Here is a 21,995-nt window from a genome sequence, read left to right as displayed (position 1 = left end):
TTGATAGACAGTTGCTCAATCGGCCGCCATCGTCAAACGCATCCACTCACGTCGAGGGAGGACGCATGGCAGCCGAGAACGAGCGCTGGGGCGCCGGAGTGATCCCCTACGCCGAGATGGGCTACTGGCAGCCCGACTACGAGCCGAAGCCGAGCGACGTGCTCGCCGCGTTCCGCGTGACCCCGCAGGACGGGGTGCCGCCCGAGGAGGCCGGAGCCGCGGTCGCGGGCGAGTCCTCCACCGCGACCTGGACGGTGGTGTGGACCGACCGGCTCACGACCTACGAGCACTACCAGGGCAAGTGCTACCGGGTCGACCCGGTGCCCGGACAGCCCGGTCAGCACATCGCCTACATCGCCTACGACCTCGACCTGTTCGAGGAGGGGTCGATCGCGAACCTGACCTCGTCGATCATCGGCAACGTCTTCGGGTTCAAAGCGCTCAAGGCGCTGCGGCTGGAGGACATGCGAATCCCGCCGCACTACACCAAGACCTTCCAGGGGCCCGCGCACGGCATCGTGATGGAGCGGGAGTACCTGAACAAGTACGGGCGGCCGCTGCTGGGCGCTACCGTCAAGCCGAAGCTGGGGTTGTCCGCGCGCAACTACGGGCGGGTGGTGTTCGAGGCCCTGCGGGGTGGTCTCGACTTCACCAAGGACGACGAGAACATCAACTCCCAGCCGTTCATGCGCTGGCGCGACCGGTTCCTGTTCTGCATGGAGGGCGTCAACCGCGCCCAGGCCGAAACCGGCGAGATCAAAGGGCATTACCTCAACGTCACCGCCGCGACGATGGAGGACATGTACGAGCGGGCGGAGTTCGCCAAGGAGATCGGCAGCGTCGTGGTGATGATCGACCTGACCGTCGGCTACACCGCGATCCAGTCGATGGCGAAGTGGGCGCGCGCCAACGGCGTTCTCCTGCACCTGCACCGGGCCGGTCACTCCACCTACACGCGGCAGAAGAACCACGGAGTGAGCTTCCGGGTGATCGCCAAGTGGATGCGGCTGGCCGGGGTCGACCACATCCATGCCGGAACGGTGGTCGGCAAGCTCGAAGGCGATCCGAACTCGGTGGCCGGGTTCTACGACGTGCTGCGCGTCAACAAGGCGGAGCCGGACCCGGCCAAGGGCCTGTACTTCGAGCAGGACTGGGCGTCGATGCCGGGCGTCATGCCCGTGGCCTCCGGGGGCATCCACGCTGGTCAGATGCATCAGCTTCTCGATCACCTGGGGGAGGACGTGATCCTGCAGTTCGGCGGCGGCACCATCGGTCACCCGATGGGCATCGCAGCCGGTGCCACCGCGAACCGGGTCGCTCTCGAAGCGATGATCAAGGCGCGCAACGAAGGTCGTGACTTCCTGGCCGAAGGCCCCGACATCCTGCGCGCGGCCGCGCGGCACAGCCGCGAGCTCGACACCGCGCTGGCCCTGTGGGGAGACGTGAGCTTCAACTACGACTCCACCGACACCCCGGACGTCGTCGAGATGCCGACCCTGGTGTGAGGAGACCTGACATGCGCATCACCCAAGGAACCTTCTCCTACCTCCCGGACCTGACCGACGACGAGATCCGGGCGCAGGCGCAGTACGCGCTGGACAACGGCTGGCCGCTGTCGGTGGAGTTCACCGACGACCCGCATCCCCGCAACAACTACTGGGACATGTGGGGACTGCCGATGTTCGACCTCGCCGACGCGGCCGGCGTGCTCTACGAGGTCAACGAGTGCCGGAAGGCCTACCCGCACCACTACATCAGGGTCAACGCCTACGACGCCTCGCTGGGCAGGCAGACCACGGCGCTGACCTTCCTGGTCAACCGGCCGCCCGAGGAACCCGGGTTCCGGCTCGACCGGCAGGAGGCCGCTGACCGGCGGCTGCGCTACAGCACCCACCCGTACGCGCTGGACCGACCGAGAGGTGACCGGTACTCATCGTGAACACCGCGACGCGGCCGGGTTTCGGCATGCGACCCGGCGAAATCGACACGGAAGCAACGGAAGCGGCCATCCCGGAGCGGTCCCGCGTGGACCTCGCGGCCGAGCGGGACGAGGCGGGCATCGACGAGCTGATGTCCTCGCTCGATGACGAACTCATCGGCCTGCGCGAGGTCAAGACCCGCATCCGCGAGGTGGCCGCGCTGCTGCTGGTGGATCGCGTGCGCCAGCGCTTCGGGGTGAGCTCGACGCGCCCGAACCTGCACATGTGCTTCACCGGCAACCCGGGCACCGGCAAGACGACGGTCGCGATGCGGATGGCCGGGCTGCTGCACCGCATCGGCTACCTCGAACGCGGTCACCTGGTCGCCGTCACCCGCGACGACCTCGTCGGCCAGTACGTGGGCCACACTGCGCCGAAGACCAAGGAGGTGCTCAAGCGGGCGATGGGCGGTGTGCTGTTCATCGACGAGGCCTACTACCTCTACCGCGCCGAGAACGAACGCGACTACGGGCAGGAGTCAATCGAGATCCTGCTGCAGGTCATGGAGAACCAGCGCGAGGACGTGGTCGTGATCCTGGCGGGCTACGGCGACCGGATGGCGGAGTTCTTCCACTCCAACCCGGGCATGAGCTCGCGGGTGGCGCACCACATCGAGTTCGATGACTACGATCTCGGCGAGCTGGAGTCCATCGCCGGTCTGATGTCCGAACAGGACGGTTACCGGATCGGCGGTGAGGCGGCCGAGGTGTTCCGCGAACTCCTCGACGAGCAGCGAGCGCGGCCTCGCTTCGCCAACGCCCGGACGGTGCGGAACGTGCTGGAACGAGCCAGGTTGCGGCATGCGAGCCGTCTCGTGGACACCCTGGACGACTGCGGTCTCGACGACCTCGTCCGCCTGGAGCCGGTCGACTTCAAGTCCTAGGAGGCGGTTTGGCTCCTCCCGTGTCCCGTGTCCCGTGTCCCGTGTCCCGTGTCCCGTGTGTGGGTGGGGTGGGGAAGTTTTCATGAAAACTTCCCCACCCCACCCACACACGAGTGGTCCTAGGACGAATCCCGGTGGGGTGGGACGTTGAGGGTGAGCGTCGTGCCCTCGCCCGGTGTGCTGCGGACGTCCAGCGTGCCACCGAGGAGGCGGGCGCGTTCGCGCAGACCGGGCAGGCCGTGGCCGGTCGGGCCGGTGCTCGCGCGCAGCGAGGCGGGGTCGAAGCCCACGCCGTCGTCGCTGACCTGCAGCACCACCCCGGCGGAGGTGGCGCGCAGCCGGATCACCGCGCTGCCGGCCTGCGCGTGCTTCTGGATGTTCTGCAGCGCTTCCTGCGCGCTGCGGTAGATCGCGCTCTCCAGGAACTCCGGCACGTCGCACACCCCGGCGTCGACGCGGACGTGCATGTCGGCGATCCCGCTCGCGAGGCTCTGCAGGCTCGCGGTCAAACCGAGGTCGTCGAGCACCGGAGGACGCAGGCCCGCGATCGCGTAGCGGGTCTCGTCGAGCGCTGCCGCGGCCAGGTCCTGCGCGGTGGCGATCTGCTCCTCCGCGCGCGCCGTGTCGTCGCCGACCAGGTCGCGCGCCGCGGAGAGGTGGAAGAACAGGCTCACGATCCGCTGGCTGATGCCGTCGTGGATCTCCCCGGCGAGTCGGCGGCTCTCGGCCTCCTGCAGCTGCACCATCCGCTCGGTGAAGCGCTCCAGCGCCTCCTCCCGGTCGGCGAGCCGACGGTACAACCGGGCGTTCTCGATGGCGCCCGCGACCAGACCGGCCAGCGAGCGCAGCAGCTCCACGTCGTCGCCGAACTCGCGGCGCCGCTTGCTGTGCAGGTTGAGCACGCCCACCAGGTGTCCCAGCCGGGTCAGGATCGGCACGGACACCATCGAGGTGAACTCCTCGCCGTGCAGCTCCGGGATGTACTTGTAGCGCGGGTCCGCGAGCTTGTCCTCCACGATGACCGCGGGCTCGCCGTGCGCGGCGACCCAGCCGGCCATGCCCTCGCCGACGGCGAGCTCCACCCGTCCCGCGAGCCGGTCGAACGGCGGCGTCGCGCCGCACAGCCTGAGTCGCTGCCGGTCGTCGTCGAGCAGGTGCACGAAGCACACGTCGGTCGCGGTCATCTCGGTGATGATCGCCGCGACGTTCTGCACGATCTCGTCGAGATCCAGTCGCGCGGAGATGGTTTCGATGATGCGGATGAGCAGGTGGGCTTCCTGCTCCGCGTCGGCCATGCCCAGCGACCTGCGCTTCACCGGAACACCCCTTCCCGCAGCGCGACCGTGATGGCTCCGGCCCGGTCACCGACGTCCAGCTTGCGGTAGAGCGCCCGCAGGTGGGTCTTGACGGTCTCCTCGGTGATGAACAGCTTCGCGGCGATGGCCCGGTTCGGCATGCCCGCGACCAGCAGCGACAGCACGTCGCTCTCGCGTTGTGTGATGCCCAGGTGGGCGCCCGGCCAGAACTCGCCGTCGCGGATCCGCGCCGCCGACATCGCCACCCTGGTGTCCAGCGCCGGGTCGATGAGCACCTCGCCGCCGTGGATGCGCGTCAGGTACTCCACCAGCTCCGAGCCGCGAACCCGCTTGAGCAGGAATCCCGATGCGCCCAGCTGCAGCGCCTGGTAGAGGTACTGCTCGTCGTCGTAGACGGTCAGGAAGACCACCTTGCAGTCGGGCCGGTGCCCCAGGATCTCCCCGCAGAGGTCCAAACCGCTGGAGCCGCGCAGCCGGACGTCGAGCAGCACCGCGTCCGGCCGGTGTTCCAGGATCTCGGTGACGGCCTGCGCGGGAGTGCCCGCCTCGCCGACGATCCGAACGCGGTCGGAGTGCGGTTCCAGCATCGCCTTGAGCCCGTCCAGCACCATCTGGTGGTCGTCGACGACCACCAGCCGCAACGGCTCTTCCACCGGGCCCATTCGAAAAGAGTACGCAGGCAAGACCAAAACGAGGAAGTGAGAACGAAACCTCCCCCGCAAGAGGGTCCGGGTCGAGCTTCGGTGGGCTAGGTCACGACATCGAGTGGTGGACCGGATCCGTTCGAAACTCCAGGGCCGCCACGACCCGGTTGCTACGCTCCGTACATGCGTGGTGGTGGCGACGAGCTGAGCATCGGCGAACGAATCGCGTTCTACCGGCGACGTCGCGGTCTGTCTCAGGTGGTCCTCGCCGGTCTCATGGGCAAGTCCGAGGACTGGGTCAGCAAGGTTGAACGCGGGGAGCGCCAGGTCAACCGAGTTGAGGTGCTCGTCGAGCTGGCTCGTCAGCTTCGGGTGACGCTCAACGACCTGCTCGGAGAGCCGGTTCTGTTCGAGGCGGAGGAAGGGGACGACGTACCAGCGGTGCGCGATGCGTTGATGTCACCGCAGCGGCTGTCTCACACGCTCGTCGGTGATGAGCTGCCCGCCGAACAGGCTGACGCTGAGCCGGTTGCACGCCTGACCGAGGAAGCGTGGAACCAGTACCAGGAGGGCAACCTGGGCCAGGTGATCAGCTTGCTCCCCGATCTCCTCGGCTCGGCTCGACTTCTTGAGCACGCGAGCGCTTGACGTGGCCTGGATCGCGGCGGAACGAGCGATGCGCGCGGCCGAGCAGTCCGAGGATCCGCTCGCGCTCGCCTCGGCTGCGCGAGCAGCGACGCACGCGCTGTTGATGCTGGGACGGTTCGACGAGGCCCTCGCGCTAGGTGATGCGGCAGCTCGCTGGATTGCGGCCGAAGCCCGAGGAGGCGATCCGCAGGCGCTGAGCCTCTCCGGCATGTTGTTCCTGCGCACAGCTCTGGCGGCGGCTCGACGGCAGGATCGGGCAACCGCGAGTGAGCTGCTGACTCGGGCTGAAGAGGCCGCGGAGCGTCTCGGTTCGGATGGCAACCACTGGCAGACGGGCTTCGGACCGACCAACGTCGAGCTGCACCGCTTGTCGGCATGGCTCGACCTCGACGACCCCGGCAGCGTCGTCGAGCGAGGTGCGTCGGTGCGGCCGACGAACCTGCCCGGAGAACGTCAGGTCACGCACGCCATCGACATGTCGCGTGCGTTGAGCATGCTCGCCCGTGACGACCATGCTTTGCGGGTCCTGCTCGACGCGGAGCACAGGGCGCCGCAGCTGGTACGGCATTCAACGGCGGTGCGCGAGGTCGTGCGGACCATGTACCGGCGTTCACCGGTGAGCAGTGGGAGGTCTTCTCCTCTGATGGCCTTGGCCGAGCGATGCCGGGCGGTGCGATGAGCGTGCTCACCTTGGGTTTGATCGTCTCTGCCGCTGGAGGAGCGGAGGAGGTTCGTTCGAAGCTCGTCGAGCCTGCGCTCGCTCGCGGGTGGCGCGTCGCGGTGACGCTGACTCCGACGGCGGCGACGTGGTTGGACGACTGGGAACGGCGGAAGATCGAGCAGTTGACGGGTCTTCCGTGTCGCGCAGCGCCGCGCAAACCCACCGAGAAGAGCCCGCACCCTCCGATCGACTGCTACCTGGTGTGCCCGGCGTCCGCGAACACCGTTGCGAAAATGGCCCTCGGTCTCGCCGACAACCAGGCCCTGACCACGGTGTGCGAGGCGATCGGTGCGCAGTCGGCGCCGGTCGTCGTCTTTCCCAGGATCAATGCGGCGCACACGCGGCAACCGGCGTGGAACTCGCACGTCGAGGCATTGCGCGGTTCCGGAGTCCACTTGCTGATGGGCGATGACTACTGGCCCCTGCACGAGCCGCGCAGCGCTCCGGACAAGGATGTGCCCTGGACGAGAGTGCTGGACGGGGTCGACGGGATCGCGAAATCCGGTTCACCCGTTCGTGATTGATCAACCCGGACAGCTTGTCCGGGTCTTCGGGCGGGTCGTGCGGTCCCCTGAGCGCCAGTCGCCCAGCCGGGCGCAGGGTGGTTTCAGGGAGGAAGCGGCCAGTGCCGATGTTTGTGATCGTTCAACCGACCTCGGGCGATGGTGCGGAGGTGATGGAACCTGCACCCGGTTCGCGGCAACTCCTGTTCGCTGCGGGAGATGCGGCTGTGAGCGTGCAGGTGCCATCCACCGTCGGCGGTCTCGTCAACACGTCCCGGTTCGCACGAAGCTTGTCCAGCGCCGCACAGGATTTCGCGGAGTGGTGCGAGAGGCAGGCTGTGACGAAGCAGTGCTTCCCAGGATTCAGCGAGCACGCATCTGAGCTGCTCCGGGCTGAGGGGGATCAGCGATGAGCCGGATCGAGCCGCTGCCCGATCGGCCCTCGGTTCCTCCCGCTGTGGAGCGCCATTTCTGGTTTCCGATACCGAATGTCGGGGGAGCGGGGGTGAGACACGCCTTCCGCGGTCGTCGCTGGTCGGGTGAGCCTGTGGCGCACACCGTGTGCGGTGCGGAGGTGGCCCTCGCGCACGCGTCGGAAATGGATTGGATCTGCTTCCCGACCTGCGAGCAATGCTTCGAGCTGCTGAAGGAGCGGTCGGCTGCTTCGACTTTCCGGTGATCAGGCCGGAGTGGTGGCGTTGAGGAGTTCGTCGAGGTCGACTTGCTGGGCGGTGTCGACGAAGGCCCTCGCGAGGATGGGTTCGGGGTCGCGGTCGTGCAGGACGAGGCCGATCGTCTTGCTGATCTCCGGTTCCACCAGCGGCACCGCTCGCATGCCCTCCGGGACCCCGAACCGCAGCAGCCACGAATGGGGGAGCACGGTGGCCCACGGTCCTTCGCGCACGTGGGCGTAGAGCGCGCTGATGGAGTTGGTCTCCACCGCGGGTTGCGGCTTGGCCTGCGCCTGCTCGAACACGGAGTTGAGGATGCGTCGGTTCTGCATGTCCTCGGAGAGCATGCACAGCGGGTGCTCCGCGGCTTCCGCCCAGGTCGCCGCATCGCCCTCGTCGAGGTCGTCCTCGGCGGCCAGCAGCAGGTAGCGCTCCCGGTACAGCGGAACGGTGCGGACGCCGGTCAGCGGCTCGTTGTCGATGTAGGTCACGCCGACGTCCAGTCCGTACTGCGACAAGCCGCGCTGGATCTCGATCGAGGTCATCGAGCTCACCTGAACCCGCACCCGGGGCTGATCCTGGCACAGCAGCGACGTCAGGATCGGCACCACGCACAGCGCGGTCGGGATGCACCCGATCCGCAGGCGGCCGCTGAGCCCCTCCCGCATCGCCCCGACGTCCTCGATCAGCGAGTCCCGCTCGGCGAGGATGCGGTAGGCCCACTTCAGGATCCGCTCGCCCTCCGGGGTGAAACCGATGAACCGGTTGCCCCGCTGGATGATCTGGACGTGCAGCTCGGCTTCGAGCTTGCGGATCGCCGCCGACATGGCCGGTTGCGAGATGAAACAGGCCTCGGCGGCGCGGGCGAAGTGCTTCTCGCGCGCCAAGGTCGTCAGGTATTCCAGTTGCCGCAGCAGCATGCGGGCATGCTAATCGCCCGGTCGGTGGCTCGGTGCCACCTCAGCCGCTCCCGCGGATGAGGTGGTGCAGCAGGATCAGCTGGGCCAGCCGCAGCGGTTCGTTGCGCCTGCCGTCGTCGAGCACGCCGAGGTGTTCCGGCAGCGGGTCGTCCACGTCGAGCCCCTCCCAGATCGCCTTGGCGACCATCGTGCTCTCCTCGGCGGACGCGTAGCCGTGGATGTGCAGGGCGTCGACCGGTCTGCCGTCGCTGTCGCGCTTGAGCGCCAGGTGCATCGCCTTGGTGGGGGCCTTGGCGAGGATCTCGGTGAAGTTGGGGTGCCGGATCGTGGGGCGCATCAGGATCGTCGCCGACAGCGGGGTGCCGGGAGGGTCGTCGCGGCCCTCGATCGGGGCGAACGAGATGACGATGTCGGCGAGCTCGCGCTGCGGGCGGATGAACTCCGCGGACTCCGGTTCGCGGCGGCCCAGCTCGGCGCGGACCTGCTCCGGCCGGTAACCGCGCTTGTGGGTGTCGCGCTGGATCTTCCACGCCGCGCGCACGTCCTCGGGCGGGTCGAGGTGGACCGTGACGTCGAAGCAGGCGCGCGCGAGCTTCGTGTGCAGCGGCAGCAGGCCTTCGACCAGCACGAACTCGTGCGGTTCGACCAGCACTGGCCGGGCCAGCTCGCCCGTCGAGTGGTCGTAGACGGGTTTGAGGATGGGGTTGCCGGTGGCCAGCAGGCGCAGGTGCTGCTCCATGATCTGCACGTGGTTGCAGTCCGGGTGCAGCGGTGTGAAGGGCAGGTCCCTGCGCTCCCGCCGGTCGTAGCGGTGGTAGTCGTCGACGCACATCGAGGTGCTGCGCGTCGATCCGAGGGCGTCGACGAGACCGCGGGTCAAGGTGGTCTTGCCCGCGGCGCTGTCGCCGGAGATGCCGAGCATCGTGGGGCGGGTGTCCGGTCGCGCCGCCTGAGCGCGGTGGATGCGCAGTTGCTTGTCGGGCACGGAATTCTCCCTCCGTCGGCGCTGCTCCTCCGGCGCGCTGGGTTCGATGGGCCTGCCCTCGGCGAGGTTTCCGCCCGGTGGCGAGGTCTCGACGTTACGGAGCGCAGCCTTCCCCGGCCTCCCCCTGGCGGGGGATGCGCCGACGATGGCTGCGGGATCGTGGAAGTCGATCCTGAAAGCCAAGATTCACCGCGGAGGAAACACCCGATCGGTGGTTTCTCCTTTCCATCGAGCTAGATCAACCGCACGCGCGGTTACTGCTGCAAGTGGATGGCCGTGCTTGATTCCGATGGTGAACACCCCTTAGCGTGATCGAGGTCACGACCCGGGTCGGTCGATGACGCATGTCGATGTGCGACGAGGAGGTCGTGATGACCGGCTTGGTCACGCCGTTGGAGATCGCGTCGAGAACACCCGGCGGAGATTCGCTTGCCACCGGGTCGTCGACGCAGGTCGCCAAGGCGTGGGAGGCCTTCGCGACCGGTGAGGACGTCACCTCCAGCATTCGCCCCGACATCCTCGCGTCCTGGTACCGGTGTCGTGATCAGTACGAAGTGGACCCCGCGCTCGACGTCGCCCCGGCGGCCCCCGGTCAGCAGGACCAGGGCCCGGACAACGACGTCATCTTCACCCAGCTCGGCGGACTCGGAGCGCTCGCCGGCCGGGACGTGGAGCTCAGCGGCGGCGTCGTCGCCGTCACCGACGGCAACGGGCGGATCCTCGGCACCTGGGGCGACCCGTCGGCCCGGCGCCGCGCCGAGCTGTCGAACATGGCGCCCTGGTCGTCGTGGTCCGAGCAGTGCACCGGCACCAACGGGATGGGGACGTCCTTCGAGGTCACCGGGCCGGTGACGGTCACCGGCGCCGAGCACTGGTGCGAGGGCTTCCACCAGTGGGCGTGCGCGGGCATCGCCATCCGCGACGTGGTCACCGGATCACCCATCGCCTCCATCAACATCTCTCGGTGGGGCGCAACGCTTTCCGATCAAGTTCCCGGCTGGTTGCAGCGCGCCGCCGCGGGCATCGAGCAGGAGATCCACCGCAGGGCCGTCGGCGAGGCCAAGCAGGTGTGCACCGCGTTCAAGCAGGAGCGCACCGACAGCAGCGGACCGCTGGTCGCGCTCGACCGGGGCGGCCGGGTCGTCGCCGCCAACGACGCCGCCCTGTCCCTGTTGCGCCTGCCCGCCGGGAGTCCGGCTTCTCGCGGTGCGATCGAACCCGCCGAGCGCTCCAGCCCCGACATCCCCGAGCTGTCCGATGTGGTCCGCTGGGCCGCGGGCCGCTCCGCGCAGAATCCACAGTGGAGCGGATACGCGCAGCTCGGGGTCGCCGGTGATGGCGCGATGCCCGCCACGCTGCGCCCGATCACCTCCGCCGGACGCGTGGTCGGCATGCTCTGCGCGTTCGGGCTGCAGGAGGGCGAGCCCTACGGTCGTGCGGCCGAAGGCGGGGCCGTGCCCATGCCGCCCCGGGTGATCGGCATCCGCAACGACCGCCTGGTGCTGCTCGCGCCGTCGGAGGTCCGCTACGCCGAAGCCGACCGCAACACCGTGTGGCTCAGCACCGACCGCGGGCGCATCCTCGCGGCCACCAGGGGTCTGGACCACGTCGACCAGGCGCTGTCCCGACACGGCTTCCGCCGGGTCCACCGCCGGTTCCTGGTCAACCTCCGCAGGGTCGCCGAGGTCGAACGCGGGACGAAGGGCGAGCTGTTCCTCGTCACCGATCCGAGGGTGCCCGAGCTGGTTCCCGTCTCCCGCCGCCACGCCCCCGAAATCCGCCGTCTCCTGGGCGTTTGACGATCCGGCCGCGGCGAGCGGCCACCAGCACCACCCTCCGGGCCGTCCACCGGTGCGCGCTGCCGGACGGCGTGCGGGAGCGCACGCTCGTACTCGCACCGCTCGTCGTGGCGGCGATGCCGTTCGTTGGGAGTTCCGCGCCGCCGGTCGGGGATCGGTTGTCATCGCCGTGACCGATCGCTGAGGCTGTGAACTGCTGGAACGCGGATCTAGGAGGCATTCATGACCTGGTGGACACCCGACCGCGCTGACGTCATCGGCCACCCCCAGCAGAGCTGAGGGCCGCCGTGCTTCTCCACTGCCTGGGAGTCGCGGCAGGGGGCGGGTACCCGCAGTGGAACTGCGCCTGCCGCGGCTGCCGCAAGGCTCGAACCACCCCCGAGCACGCCTCGCCGCACGCAGGACTCGCGGTCTCCGGCACCGGTGAGCGCTGGTACCTGCTCAACGCCACGCCCGACGTGCACCACCAGATCGCCGCCGATCCCAGCCTGCACCCGGGGCCCGGAGCGCGGGAGACGCCGGTGGCGGGCGTGCTGCTCACGGACGCCGAATTCGATCACACGATCGGGCTACTGGTGCTGCGCGAGGGTTCGTCGCTCGACGTCTTCGGGACGGCACCGGTGCTGGCGGCGCTCACCGACCACTTCCCGGTGCGCGACCTCGTCGCCGACTACGCCGCCGTGCGGTGGCGCACCGTCGACCTGGGAAAGCCCATCGACCTCGACGAACGGCTCCGGGTGACGGCCTTCGCCACGGGATCCAAACCACCGCGCTACGTCGGACACCACGCCGGGCCGGGGGACTGGGAGACTGGCTACCTGCTGCACGACCCGGTGAGCGGCGGAACCGCCGTCTACGCCCCGACCGTGCCAAGCTGGGACGAGAACTTCGCAGAGCAGGTCGCCGAAGCGGACTGCGTGTTCGTCGACGGCACGTTCTGGACCGACGACGAGATGTCCCGCCACGGCACCGGTGATCGGCCCGGCAGGTCGATGGGCCACATGCCCGTCAGCGGAGCGGACGGCTCGGCGCGACACCTGGCCGCGCTGCCCGCTCAGCGCAAGATCTACGTACACGTCAACAACACCAACCCCATCCTCGACGAGGCATCAGCGGAACGAGCAGAGCTCGCTGCGCTGGGCATCGAGGTGGGGCGTGCGGGTCTGGAGGTAGAACTATGAGGCCCTGGTCGTCTGAGGAGTTCGAGGCGGAGCTGCGGGCGGTCGGCGAGGCGCGCTACCACCACCTGCACCCGTTCAACGAGCGGATGCACGCCGGCGATCTGACCGAGGAGGAGTTCCGCGGCTGGGTGCGCAACCGCTTCTACTACCAGATCAACCTGCCGGTGAAGGACGCCTTCATCCTCACCAAGCTGCCCAGCGGTGCTGAACGCCGGAAGTGGATCAAGCGCATCACCGACCACGACGGCACCGCGGAGGTCGAGGGCGGCATCGAGCGCTGGGTGCGGCTCGGCGAAGCGGTCGGCCTCACCCGCGAGGAGCTCCACGACACCCGCACCGTGCTGCCGGGCGTGCGCTTCGCCGTCGACGCCTACGTCGACTTCTGCAGGCACAAGCCGTGGCTGGAGGCGGTGGCCTCGGCGATGACCGAGCTGTTCGCCCCCGACCTGCTCAGCCGGCGCATCGTTGACGTGCAGAAGCACTACCCGTGGCTGGACTCGCGAGGCCTGGAGTACTTCCGGACCCGGTTGACCCAGCAGCCCGACGACATCGCGCACCTGCTCGGCCTGGTGCTCACCCACGCCGAGACTCGCGAGCAGCAGGAGTCGTGCCTGCGCGCGCTGGAGTTCAAGTGCGACGTGCTGTGGACCCTGCTCGACACGGTCCAGCACACCTACGGCAAGGCGGAGTGATGGACGCCGGGAGCAGGCCCCGCCTGGTGCCCAAGGCGATGCTCAAGCACGACAAGGTCCGGGACGCCGACATGCTGTTGCTGCCCGAGCGGGTGGTGCGGCTCAACACCTCGGGTGCCGCGATCCTGCGGCTCTGCGACGGGACCCGGACGGTGCGGGAGCTCGTGGACCGGCTGGAGGAGGAGTTCGGCGCGACCGGGCTCATCGACGACGTGCTGACGTTCCTGCGCGATGCGCACGACCAGGGTTGGGTGGTGTCCGGATGACTCCCGCGCCTTATGGTCTGCTCGCCGAGCTGACCCACCAGTGCCCGCTGCACTGCCTCTACTGCTCCAACCCGCTGGAACTGCGCGCGCGATCCAGCGAGATCGACACCGCGGACTGGCTGCGGGTGATCCGCGAGGCCTCCGACCTCGGCGTGGTGCAGGTGCACTTCTCCGGGGGCGAGCCGCTGGTGCGCGGCGACCTCGCGGAGCTGATCGCCGAAGCCCGCGGCTGCGAGCTCTACACCAACCTGATCACCAGCGGCCTCGGGTTCACCCGCGAACGGGCCAAGTCGCTGGTCGCGGCCGGGCTCAACAGCGTGCAGCTGAGCATCCAAGGGGAGAACGCCGAGGCCAGCGAACTCGTCGCGGACAGCAAGCGGTTCGACAAGAAGCGGGACGCCGCGCGGATCATCGTCGATTCGGGGCTGCCGCTGAACATGAACGTCGTGCTGCACCGGCTCAACCTCGACCGGCTCGACGCCATCATCGACGTCTGCGAATCGTGGGGCGCTGAGCGGCTGGAGCTGGCCAACACCCAGTACTACGGGTGGGGGCTGCGCAACCGGGATCTGCTGCTGCCCAGCCGTGATCAACTGGCCGAGGCCCAGCAGGTCTACGAGCGGCGGAAGGCGGAGCTCGCCGGCCGGATGGAACTGCTGTGGATCCTGCCGGACTACTACGAGCGCTTCCCGAAGCCGTGCATGGGCGGGTGGGCGCAGACCGCCCTGACCGTGGCCCCGGACGGGTCGGTCTACCCGTGCCCGGTCGCCGCCGACATCGGCACCCTCGACTTCCCGACGGTCCTGGAACACCCGCTCGAGGAGATCTGGTTCAAATCGCCTGCGTTCGAGGCGTTCCGGGGCACCGACTGGATGCCGGACCCGTGCCGGTCGTGCTCCCGGAAGGAGATCGACTTCGGCGGGTGCCGGTGCCAGGCGTTCGCGCTGACCGGCGACGCCGCGCGCACCGATCCGGTGTGCACGTACTCGCCGGACCACCACCTCGTGCAGGAAGCCGTGGACCGCGCCAACCAGGTGCCCGTCAGCGCACCCGAGCCGGTCTACCGGCGTCCGCACGCCGCCGCGGAGTGATCGCGCGATTCGTCACCGAAATCCCGCCGCTCGTTCTTGATCACGCTCCGCCGGTACCGGATTCGTTGTCCACTCCAGATCCGGCGCGCGATGGTGTCGGGGACCAACCGGTCCTCGACTCGGCGTGTGGGAGTCGAGCGCGCCGGTGACGGTGCAGGCGCCCCCGACCGCTTCCGCCGTCACCGGCGCCTTTTCGGGAGAGGAAGGACTAGATGATCAAATCGCGCGCCGTGATCGCACCGGGGAAGGGGAAGCCGGTCGAGGTGGTCCGGATCGACCTGCCCGAGCCCGGCCCGGGTGAGGTCCTCGTCCGGGTGCAGGCCTGCGGTGTCTGCCACACCGACCTGCACTACCGCGAAGGCGGGATCAACGACGAGTTCCCGTTCCTGCTCGGCCACGAGGCCGCCGGTGTCGTCGAAGCCGTCGGACCCGGGGTGTCGGACGTGTCGGAGAACGACTTCGTGGTGCTCAACTGGCGCGCGGTGTGCGGTCAGTGCCGCGCCTGCTCGCGCGGGAAGCCCTGGTACTGCTTCGACACCAACAACGCCGACCAGCCGATGCGGTTGGAGGACGGCACCGAGCTGTCCCCGGCCCTGGGCATCGGCGCGTTCTCCGAGCGCACGTTGGTGCACGCCGGTCAGTGCACGCGCGTGGACCCGGCCGCCCGCCCGGTGGTGGTGTCCTTGCTGGGGTGCGGCGTGATGGCCGGGATCGGCGCGGCGATCAACACCGGGGGGATCACTCGCGGCGATTCCGTCGCCGTCATCGGTTGCGGCGGCGTCGGCAACGGGTCGATCGCCGGAGCGGCGCTCGCGGGCGCCGAGAAGATCATCGCCGTCGACCGGGACCCGAAGAAGCTGGCCTGGGCCCAGGAATTCGGCGCCACCCACACCGTCAACGCCGCCGAGACCGACACCGTGTCCGCGGTCCGGTCGCTCACCGGGGGCAACGGCGCGGACGTCGTGATCGACGCGGTGGGCCGGCCGGAAACCTTCGAACAGGCCTTCTACGCGCGCGATCTCGCGGGCACGGCCGTGCTCGTCGGCGTGCCCACTCCGGAGATGGAGCTCAAGCTCCCGCTGCTGGACGTCTTCGGGCGCGGTGGTGCGGTGAAGTCCTCCTGGTACGGCGACTGCCTGCCCAGCCGCGACTTCCCGATGCTCACCAACCTCTACCAGCAGGGCCGCCTGCCGCTGGACAAGTTCGTCACGGAGGAGATCACCCTGGACGAGGTCGAGGACGCCTTCGCCAAGATGGAGCGAGGAGAAGTCCTCCGCTCAGTCGTCGTCTTCTGACCTCCGCCTCCCTCCCGTCAGAGTAAGGCGGGTGCCGTTGTTTCAGGTGTGGGACTCAGCTGGCACCGCCGCGGGTTCTCACACGTCGTCTGGGTGAGGACGCCACGACGCCGTGTATTGGCATACATCAGTCGTGGCACCCGGAGGCCAGACGGCGTGTGAGGTTCCGCCACCCGCACCGCCAAGCAAGGCGATTCCGCGTGCCCCTTAATTTCGGGGTTCAGAGGAGGCGGCCTATGTCTATGTGGACGGCTACCTCGTCTCCGGTGACCTCGACTCGGTGGGTGCGCAGCGGCTCGGTGGCCGGGAGGCACAGCGGTTCGCCGTTGCGGACGTCGAAGCGGGACATGTGCACCGGGCACTCCAGCGAGGTGCCGTCGAAGTGGCCCTCGCTGAGGAGCGCGTAGTCGTGCGAGCAGATGTCGTCGATCGCGTAGAGCCGTCCGGCGACGTTGAACACCGCGACCGGCGGCAGGGTGTTGAGCCGTCGCACGGTTCCGGGCGGGAACTCGTGCAGTCGGCACACCCGGACTCGATGCGTGGCCGGGGGCATCGATGTCACTCCCCTTCACCAGAAGCTCGGCGACGCCGGTGACTCCGACCGGCCCCGCTGATGACGGTGCCGCAAGGACCTCGTCCGATCCGGCAGGCGGATGCGGCGAGGGCCTTGCGGCACTCGGTGCGGTTCGAGCCGCGTGGTGGGAGCGGTCGCGTCAGTCTTCTTCGGCGCGGTGGAGGTATCCGGTGACCTCCGCGCAGACGTCGATCACGGTGTATTCAGGAGTTTCCCAGGTCATCACATTCTCCTCAGGTTCGTCCCGGCCGGTTGAGGTTTCCGGCCGCAGCGGGAGCCGGGAACGCAACAATTCCCGAATTCCGCGCTGGAATCGAAGTTAGGCGCACCGGCGAGCACCGGGCAAGCCGAGCGGGACGAGTGCGCGACAACCCCGCATGAGCGGCATCGTCGTCAGAACCAGCGGCGACGTCCTGGCATGAGCGGTGAAACGATCACGGCGTGACGCGTATGGGTGAAAACGCTCGTCGCCGCTGGTTCCGCTGAGTGGGCGAAAACGCCGGAAATGGCGCGAAAATGATTCACGAGACCACCTGTCCAGCGAGAACGCACGCAATTTGGTGACGGGGAGTGCGCAGCGATACCCGGTGCTTATCGCTGCATAAAAACGCGTGCGTTGAACTCTGGGCCACGCGGCGCGACGGTGGACCCAATCTACAACGGAGTGGAGCCCGGAGATGACGATATCCGAACGGGTGCGCGGCGTCGTCGAAGCGCACCGGGGCGAGCGCGGTGCGCTGCTGCCGATCCTGCACCACCTCCAGGAGGAGTTCGGCTGGATCGATCCGCAGGTGGTCCCGGTGCTCGCCGAGGAGCTCAACCTCTCCCGTGCCGACGTGCACGGCGTCGTCTCCTTCTACACCGACTTCCGCTCCGAACCCGCCGGCACCACGACCGTGAAGATCTGCCGCGCCGAGGCCTGCCAGTCGGTCGGCGCTGAACGGCTGATCGCCGACGCGGAGCAGGTCTTCGGCGTCAAGGTCGGCCAGACCACGACCGACCGCTCGGTCACCCTGGGGCAGGTGTTCTGCCTGGGCAACTGCGCCCTCGGTCCGTCGACGCAGGTCAACGGCAGGTTGTACGGCCGGGTGGACCGCAGCCGGCTGGTCGAGATCCTCGCGGAGGGACGCGCGTGATCACCGTCTACGTTCCCCAGGACTCGGCAGCGGTCTCGGTCGGCGCCAACGAGGTCGCCGCGGCGCTCCAGCGCGCGGCCGACGAGCCCATCAGGTTGGTGCGCAACGGTTCTCGCGGCATGCTCTGGCTCGAAACGCTCGTCGAGGTCGAAACCGATCGAGGCCGCGTCGGCTACGGCCCGGTCACCGCCGGACGGGTGCCGGAGCTGGTGGCGGCCGGGATGCTGCGCGGCGCCGACCACGAGCTCTGCCAGGGCGTGGTCGAGGACCTGCCGTGGATGCGCGATCAGCAGCGGCTGTGCTTCGCCCGGGTCGGCATCACCGACCCGCTGTCCACATCGGACTACGAGGCGCACGGCGGACTGCGCGGGCTGCGCGCGGCTCTGGCCCTCACACCCGCCGAGGTCGTGGAGGAGGTCACCACCTCCGGCCTGCGCGGTCGCGGCGGGGCCGGATTTCCCGCGGGCATCAAGTGGAACACCGTGCTCAAGGCCGACGGGCCGGCGAAGTTCGTCTGCTGCAACGCCGACGAAGGCGACTCCGGGACCTTCGCCGACCGGATGCTCATGGAAGGCGACCCGTTCTGCCTCATCGAGGGCATGACCATCGCCGCCCACGCGGTCGGCGCCACCGAGGGCTACATCTACGTCCGATCCGAGTACCCCGATGCCGTGCGCTCCCTGCGCGACGCCATCGACGCCGCCTACGCGGCCGGCTGGCTCGGTGAGGGAGTGCTCGGGTCGGAGCTGAGGTTCGACCTGTTCGTGCGGGTCGGCGCCGGCGCCTACATCTGCGGCGAGGAGACCTCCATGCTGGAGAGCCTGGAAGGCAGGCGCGGCATGGTCCGGTCCAAACCTCCGATCCCGGCGATCACCGGCCTCTTCGGCAAGCCCACCGCGGTCAACAACGTGCTCACCCTGGCCAGCGTCCCGGCGATCCTCGCCGACGGTGGCCAGGCCTACGCCGAGCTGGGCGTGGAGCGCTCGCGAGGGACCCAGGTCTTCCAGCTGGCGGGCAACATCGCGCGCGGCGGCGTCTTCGAGTCGGCGTTCGGCATCTCCATCGGGGATCTCGTCAACGGCTACGGCGGCGGCACCCGCTCCGGCCGCCCGGTCCGCGCGGTGCAGATCGGCGGGCCGCTGGGGTCCTACGTGCCGCCGGAGCAGTTCGACCTGCCGACGGACTACGAGGCGCTGGCCGAGGCGCAGGCGATGCTCGGGCACGGCGGCATCACCGTCTTCGACGACACGGTGGACATGGCGGCGATGGCGCGCTTCGCGTTCGAGTTCTGCGCGGAGGAGTCCTGCGGCAAGTGCACGCCGTGCCGGGTCGGCGCGGTGCGCGGGGTCGAGACCGTCGATCGCATCGTCGGCGGCGAGGACCGCGACGGCAACCTCGCCGTGCTGGGCGATCTGTGCGAGCTGATGACCGACGGATCGCTGTGCGCGATGGGCGGGCTGACCCCGAACCCGGTGCGCAGCGCGCTGGCGCACTTTCCCGAGGACTTCCTGAAGGAGGCGAAGTAGCCGATGGGTCTGCTGAAGGAACCCGACTACGGCACCCCGGCCAGGACGGGGGAGGCCACCGTCACCGTCGAGATCGACGGCGTGCCGATCACCGTGCCCGAGGGCACCTCGGTGATGCGCGCCGCCGCGGAGTCCGGCACCGACATCCCCAAGCTGTGCGCCACCGACAGCCTGGAGGCGTTCGGCTCGTGCCGGCTGTGCCTGGTGGAGATCGACGGACGCAAGGGCACACCGGCCTCGTGCACGACACCGGTCGCCGAGGGCATGAAGGTCAGCACCCAGACGCCGAGGCTGGAGAAGCTGCGCCAGGGTGTCATGGAGCTCTACATCTCCGACCACCCGCTGGACTGCCTGACCTGCTCGGCCAACGGTGACTGCGAGCTGCAGGACATGTCCGGCGTGGTCGGCTTGCGCCAGGTCCGCTACGGCTACGAGGGCGCCAACCACCTCGACGCGCCCACCGACAGCAGCAACCCCTACTTCGACTTCGACGCCTCCAAGTGCATCGTGTGCTCCCGTTGCGTCCGGGCCTGCGACGAGGTGCAGGGCACCTTCGCGCTGACCATCGAGGGGCGCGGCTTCGACTCCAAGGTCGCCGCGGGCGCGGGTGACCCGTTCCTGGAGTCCGACTGCGTGTCCTGCGGTGCGTGCGTGCAGGCGTGCCCGACAGCCACGCTGCAGGAGAAGTCGGTGGTGGATCTCGGGATGCCGACCCGGTCGGTGCTGACGACCTGCGCCTACTGCGGCGTGGGCTGCTCGTTCAAGGCCGAGCTGCGCGGCGACGAGCTGGTGCGGATGGTGCCGTACAAGGACGGTGGCGCCAACGAGGGGCATTCCTGCGTCAAGGGCCGCTTCGCCTTCGGCTACGCCACCCACCCGGACCGGCGGCTCAACCCGATGATCCGGGAGAGCACCACCGACGAGTGGCGCGAGACCGACTGGGAGACGGCGATCTCCTACGTCGCCGAGAAGTTCCGTGACATCCAGTCCCGGCACGGGTCCGACTCGATCGGCGGGATCACCTCGTCGCGTTGCACCAACGAAGAGGTCTACGTGGTGCAGAAGATGGTCCGCGCGGCGTTCGGCAACAACAACGTCGACACCTGCGCCCGCGTCTGCCACTCGCCGACCGGCTACGGGCTCAAGCAGACCTTCGGGACCTCGGCGGGCACGCAGGACTTCCGCTCCGTGGCGTCCTCCGACGTGATCGTGGTGATCGGCGCCAACCCGACCGACGGGCACCCGGTGTTCGCCTCCCGGATGAAGCGGCGGCTGCGCGAGGGCGCGAAGCTCGTCGTCATCGACCCGCGCCGCATCGACCTCGTGCGCAGCCCGCACATCGAGGCCGCGCACCACCTGCAGCTCGCGCCGGGGACCAACGTCGCGATGGTCAACGCGTTCTCGCACGTGGTGGTCACCGAAGGCCTCACCGACGAGTCCTTCGTGGCGTCGCGCTGCGAGGGCTTCGACGAGTGGGCGGAGTTCATCTCCCGCGAGGAGAACAGCCCGGAAGCCGTCGAGTCGATCACGGGCGTTCCCGCCGAAGACCTCCGCGAAGCCGCGCGCCTGTACGCCACCGGCGGCAACGGCGCGATCTACTACGGGCTCGGAGTCACCGAGCACAGCCAGGGCTCCACGATGGTGATGGGCATGGCCAACCTGGCCATGGTCACCGGCAACATCGGACGCGACGGCGTCGGCGTGAACCCGTTGCGCGGGCAGAACAACGTGCAGGGCTCGTGCGACATGGGATCCTTCCCGCACGAGCTGTCCGGGTACCGCCACGTCGCCGACGACGCGGTGCGCGAGGTGTTCGAGAAGCTCTGGGAGCGCCCGATCCTGCCCGAACCCGGGTTGCGGATCCCGAACATGTTCGACGCCGCCGTGGACGGGAGCTTCCACGGCTTGTTCGTGCAGGGCGAGGACATCGCGCAGTCCGACCCCAACACCCAGCACGTCTCCGCGGCGCTCTCGGCCCTGGAACTCGTCGTGGTGCAGGACCTGTTCCTCAACGAGACGAGCAAGTTCGCGCACGTGTTCCTGCCCGGCACCTCGTTCCTGGAGAAGGACGGCACCTTCACCAACGCCGAGCGGCGCATCAACCGGGTCCGCCCGGTGATGGTGCCCAAGACGGGCAAGGACGAGTGGCAGGTGGCCTGCGAGATCGCCCAGGCCATGGGATACGACATGCACTACGAGCACCCGCGCGAGATCATGGACGAGATCGCCGCCGTGACACCGACTTTCGCGGGCGTGTCGTTCGGCAAGCTCGACGAGCTCGGGAGCGTCCAGTGGCCCTGCAACGACAAGGCTCCCGAGGGAACGCCGATCATGCACGCCGAGGAGTTCGTGCGGGGCAAGGGGAAGTTCGTGCTCACCCCGTTCGTCGCGACCCGGGAGCGCAGCACCCGCAGGTTCCCGCTGGTGCTCACCACCGGCCGGATCCTGTCGCAGTACAACGTCGGCGCGCAGACCCGGCGCACGGCTAACGTCGCCTGGCACCCGGAGGACGTGCTGGAGATCCACCCGCACGACGCCGAGGACCGCGGCATCTCCTCGGGTGACGTGGTCAACCTGTCCAGCCGGGTGGGAACGACCTCGCTGCGGGCGAAGATCTCCGACCGCATGCCCGTGGGCGTGGTGTACACGACCTTCCACCACCCGATCACCGGGGCGAACGTGGTGACCACCGAGAACTCCGACTGGGCCACCAACTGCCCGGAGTACAAGGTCACCGCCGTCCAGGTCGCCCGCGGGACCAGCGCGGAGAAGGCCGCGGCGGACCACCGGGAGGCGGTGTTGACCGAGTCATGAGCACCGGTGAATCGCCCCAGGCCCGGATGGCCAACGACATCGCGATCCAGTTCGCGCACCTGCCGTTCCACCAGGCGGCCGACGAGGTCGCGAAGCACATCAGGATGTTCTGGGATCCGCGGATGAGGGCGGAGTTCGACCGCTTCGCGGACGTTCCGCCCCACGACCTCGACCCGGCCGCCCTGGAAGCGGCCCGCCTCCTCCGCACCTCCACCGCCCCGGGCTGACTCGCCGCGAGGTGATCTCAAGCCCGGCCGTCTCTCCACGCCCGCTGCGGGAACCGCACCGGGGCCGGCTACGTCCGACCGGTGTTGGCAGGGGCTCGGCGCAGCACGAGAACCGTTGCGCGGG

The 21,995-nt window shown here is 69.0% G+C and carries 19 protein-coding genes and 1 pseudogene; 15 read left to right on the top strand and 5 right to left on the bottom strand.

All coding sequences use genetic code 11. The features are described 5' to 3' along the window. Positions 1–65 precede the first annotated feature (65 nt). From FHU35_RS03545 to FHU35_RS03535, 3 genes are read left to right on the top strand one after another with little or no spacing between them, the layout of a single operon-like run. Positions 66–1,505: a form I ribulose bisphosphate carboxylase large subunit gene (locus FHU35_RS03545; RefSeq protein ID WP_145736660.1), complete on the top strand. Its 1,440-nt coding sequence runs from the start codon at positions 66–68 to the stop codon at positions 1,503–1,505. An 11-nt stretch (positions 1,506–1,516) separates the two neighbouring features. Beyond that, positions 1,517–1,939 (top strand): ribulose bisphosphate carboxylase small subunit, encoded by a 423-nt coding sequence (locus FHU35_RS03540; protein WP_145736658.1) that lies wholly within the window; start codon positions 1,517–1,519, stop codon positions 1,937–1,939. Next, a complete protein-coding gene (locus tag FHU35_RS03535) occupies positions 1,936–2,862 on the top strand; it encodes an AAA family ATPase (RefSeq protein WP_246110049.1) in 927 nt (308 codons plus the stop codon). Before FHU35_RS03540 ends, FHU35_RS03535 begins: the two co-directional genes overlap by 4 nt. Before the next feature lie 119 nt (positions 2,863–2,981). On the opposite strand, the gene FHU35_RS03530 is transcribed toward FHU35_RS03535, so the two are convergent. Then, on the bottom strand, positions 2,982–4,178 hold the full coding sequence (locus FHU35_RS03530; protein WP_246110048.1) for a GAF domain-containing sensor histidine kinase: 1,197 nt from the start codon (positions 4,176–4,178) through the stop codon (positions 2,982–2,984). Continuing rightward, positions 4,175–4,840 carry a response regulator gene (locus tag FHU35_RS03525; protein WP_145736656.1) on the bottom strand — a complete coding sequence of 222 codons (666 nt, stop codon included), beginning with the start codon at positions 4,838–4,840 and terminating at the stop codon, positions 4,175–4,177. Before FHU35_RS03525 ends, FHU35_RS03530 begins: the two co-directional genes overlap by 4 nt. A gap of 165 nt (positions 4,841–5,005) precedes the next feature. Here FHU35_RS03525 and FHU35_RS03520 point away from each other — a divergent pair. Beyond that, positions 5,006–6,149: pseudogene (locus FHU35_RS03520) on the top strand (helix-turn-helix domain-containing protein). Continuing rightward, positions 6,146–6,715 (top strand): flavoprotein, encoded by a 570-nt coding sequence (locus FHU35_RS03515; protein WP_145736654.1) that lies wholly within the window; start codon positions 6,146–6,148, stop codon positions 6,713–6,715. Before FHU35_RS03520 ends, FHU35_RS03515 begins: the two are co-directional and overlap by 4 nt. Positions 6,716–7,373: 658 nt before the next feature. Here the strand turns inward: FHU35_RS03515 and FHU35_RS03500 are convergent. Continuing rightward, entirely contained in the window at positions 7,374–8,285 is a 912-nt protein-coding gene (locus FHU35_RS03500) for a LysR family transcriptional regulator (protein WP_145736648.1), read from the bottom strand. Positions 8,286–8,325: 40 nt separating this feature from the next. Beyond that, positions 8,326–9,270, bottom strand: a complete 945-nt coding sequence (locus FHU35_RS03495; RefSeq protein WP_222429267.1) for a phosphoribulokinase — start codon at positions 9,268–9,270, stop codon at positions 8,326–8,328. A gap of 371 nt (positions 9,271–9,641) precedes the next feature. On the opposite strand from FHU35_RS03495, the gene FHU35_RS03490 reads away from it, so the two are divergent. The 6 genes from FHU35_RS03490 to FHU35_RS03465 all read left to right on the top strand — a co-directional run bounded on the left by FHU35_RS03490 (position 9,642) and on the right by FHU35_RS03465 (position 15,594). Next, positions 9,642–11,069, top strand: coding sequence for a DNA-binding protein (locus FHU35_RS03490; RefSeq protein WP_145736646.1), 1,428 nt, complete (start codon positions 9,642–9,644; stop codon positions 11,067–11,069). A 287-nt stretch (positions 11,070–11,356) separates the two neighbouring features. Next, entirely contained in the window at positions 11,357–12,250 is an 894-nt protein-coding gene (pqqB, locus tag FHU35_RS03485) for a pyrroloquinoline quinone biosynthesis protein PqqB (protein ID WP_145736644.1), read from the top strand. After that, positions 12,247–12,942, top strand: a complete 696-nt coding sequence (gene pqqC / locus FHU35_RS03480; protein WP_145736642.1) for a pyrroloquinoline-quinone synthase PqqC — start codon at positions 12,247–12,249, stop codon at positions 12,940–12,942. Before pqqB ends, pqqC begins: the two co-directional genes overlap by 4 nt. Then, a complete protein-coding gene (pqqD, locus tag FHU35_RS03475; RefSeq protein ID WP_145736640.1) occupies positions 12,942–13,208 on the top strand; it encodes a pyrroloquinoline quinone biosynthesis peptide chaperone PqqD in 267 nt (88 codons plus the stop codon). Before pqqC ends, pqqD begins: the two co-directional genes overlap by 1 nt. After that, a complete protein-coding gene (gene pqqE, locus FHU35_RS03470; RefSeq protein ID WP_145736637.1) occupies positions 13,205–14,299 on the top strand; it encodes a pyrroloquinoline quinone biosynthesis protein PqqE in 1,095 nt (364 codons plus the stop codon). The genes pqqD and pqqE overlap by 4 nt, the downstream gene beginning before the upstream one ends. 212 nt (positions 14,300–14,511) lie before the next feature. Then, on the top strand, positions 14,512–15,594 hold the full coding sequence (locus FHU35_RS03465; protein ID WP_145736635.1) for an S-(hydroxymethyl)mycothiol dehydrogenase: 1,083 nt from the start codon (positions 14,512–14,514) through the stop codon (positions 15,592–15,594). Between the two features lie 220 nt (positions 15,595–15,814). Here the strand turns inward: FHU35_RS03465 and FHU35_RS03460 are convergent, their stop codons facing one another. Beyond that, positions 15,815–16,147, bottom strand: coding sequence for a bifunctional 3-phenylpropionate/cinnamic acid dioxygenase ferredoxin subunit (locus tag FHU35_RS03460; RefSeq protein WP_145736631.1), 333 nt, complete (start codon positions 16,145–16,147; stop codon positions 15,815–15,817). Positions 16,148–16,845: 698 nt separating this feature from the next. On the opposite strand from FHU35_RS03460, the gene FHU35_RS03450 reads away from it, so the two are divergent. From FHU35_RS03450 to FHU35_RS03435, 4 genes are read left to right on the top strand one after another with little or no spacing between them, the layout of a single operon-like run. Continuing rightward, positions 16,846–17,304, top strand: a complete 459-nt coding sequence (locus tag FHU35_RS03450; RefSeq protein ID WP_145736629.1) for an NAD(P)H-dependent oxidoreductase subunit E — start codon at positions 16,846–16,848, stop codon at positions 17,302–17,304. Beyond that, positions 17,301–18,830 carry a formate dehydrogenase beta subunit gene (locus FHU35_RS03445; protein ID WP_145736627.1) on the top strand — a complete coding sequence of 510 codons (1,530 nt, stop codon included), beginning with the start codon at positions 17,301–17,303 and terminating at the stop codon, positions 18,828–18,830. Before FHU35_RS03450 ends, FHU35_RS03445 begins: the two co-directional genes overlap by 4 nt. A 3-nt stretch (positions 18,831–18,833) precedes the next feature. Further along, complete coding sequence (fdhF, locus tag FHU35_RS03440) at positions 18,834–21,644, top strand: formate dehydrogenase subunit alpha (protein ID WP_145736625.1); 2,811 nt, start codon at positions 18,834–18,836, stop codon at positions 21,642–21,644. Continuing rightward, positions 21,641–21,871: a formate dehydrogenase subunit delta gene (locus FHU35_RS03435; RefSeq protein WP_145736623.1), complete on the top strand. Its 231-nt coding sequence runs from the start codon at positions 21,641–21,643 to the stop codon at positions 21,869–21,871. Before fdhF ends, FHU35_RS03435 begins: the two co-directional genes overlap by 4 nt. Positions 21,872–21,995: the final 124 nt, after the last annotated feature.

This window comes from Saccharopolyspora dendranthemae, assembly GCF_007829955.1.
In the GTDB taxonomy this organism is placed as follows: Bacteria; Actinomycetota; Actinomycetes; order Mycobacteriales; family Pseudonocardiaceae; genus Saccharopolyspora; species Saccharopolyspora dendranthemae.
Note: the sequence above shows the minus strand (reverse complement) of the source record. Positions and strands in the feature narration are given on the sequence as shown.

Excerpts from the sequence above, each read along its gene's own strand:
- FHU35_RS03545 (WP_145736660.1), top strand. The coding sequence starts at position 66 with ATGGCAGCCGAGAACGAGCGCTGGGGCGCCGGAGTGATCCCCTACGCC.
- FHU35_RS03540 (WP_145736658.1), top strand. The coding sequence starts at position 1,517 with ATGCGCATCACCCAAGGAACCTTCTCCTACCTCCCGGACCTGACCGAC.
- FHU35_RS03525 (WP_145736656.1), bottom strand. The coding sequence starts at position 4,840 with ATGGGCCCGGTGGAAGAGCCGTTGCGGCTGGTGGTCGTCGACGACCAC.
- FHU35_RS03515 (WP_145736654.1), top strand. The coding sequence starts at position 6,146 with ATGAGCGTGCTCACCTTGGGTTTGATCGTCTCTGCCGCTGGAGGAGCG.
- FHU35_RS03500 (WP_145736648.1), bottom strand. The coding sequence starts at position 8,285 with ATGCTGCTGCGGCAACTGGAATACCTGACGACCTTGGCGCGCGAGAAG.
- FHU35_RS03490 (WP_145736646.1), top strand. The coding sequence starts at position 9,642 with ATGACCGGCTTGGTCACGCCGTTGGAGATCGCGTCGAGAACACCCGGC.
- pqqC (WP_145736642.1), top strand. The coding sequence starts at position 12,247 with ATGAGGCCCTGGTCGTCTGAGGAGTTCGAGGCGGAGCTGCGGGCGGTC.
- pqqD (WP_145736640.1), top strand. The coding sequence starts at position 12,942 with ATGGACGCCGGGAGCAGGCCCCGCCTGGTGCCCAAGGCGATGCTCAAG.
- pqqE (WP_145736637.1), top strand. The coding sequence starts at position 13,205 with ATGACTCCCGCGCCTTATGGTCTGCTCGCCGAGCTGACCCACCAGTGC.
- FHU35_RS03465 (WP_145736635.1), top strand. The coding sequence starts at position 14,512 with ATGATCAAATCGCGCGCCGTGATCGCACCGGGGAAGGGGAAGCCGGTC.
- FHU35_RS03460 (WP_145736631.1), bottom strand. The coding sequence starts at position 16,147 with ATGCCCCCGGCCACGCATCGAGTCCGGGTGTGCCGACTGCACGAGTTC.
- FHU35_RS03450 (WP_145736629.1), top strand. The coding sequence starts at position 16,846 with ATGACGATATCCGAACGGGTGCGCGGCGTCGTCGAAGCGCACCGGGGC.
- fdhF (WP_145736625.1), top strand. The coding sequence starts at position 18,834 with ATGGGTCTGCTGAAGGAACCCGACTACGGCACCCCGGCCAGGACGGGG.
- FHU35_RS03435 (WP_145736623.1), top strand. The coding sequence starts at position 21,641 with ATGAGCACCGGTGAATCGCCCCAGGCCCGGATGGCCAACGACATCGCG.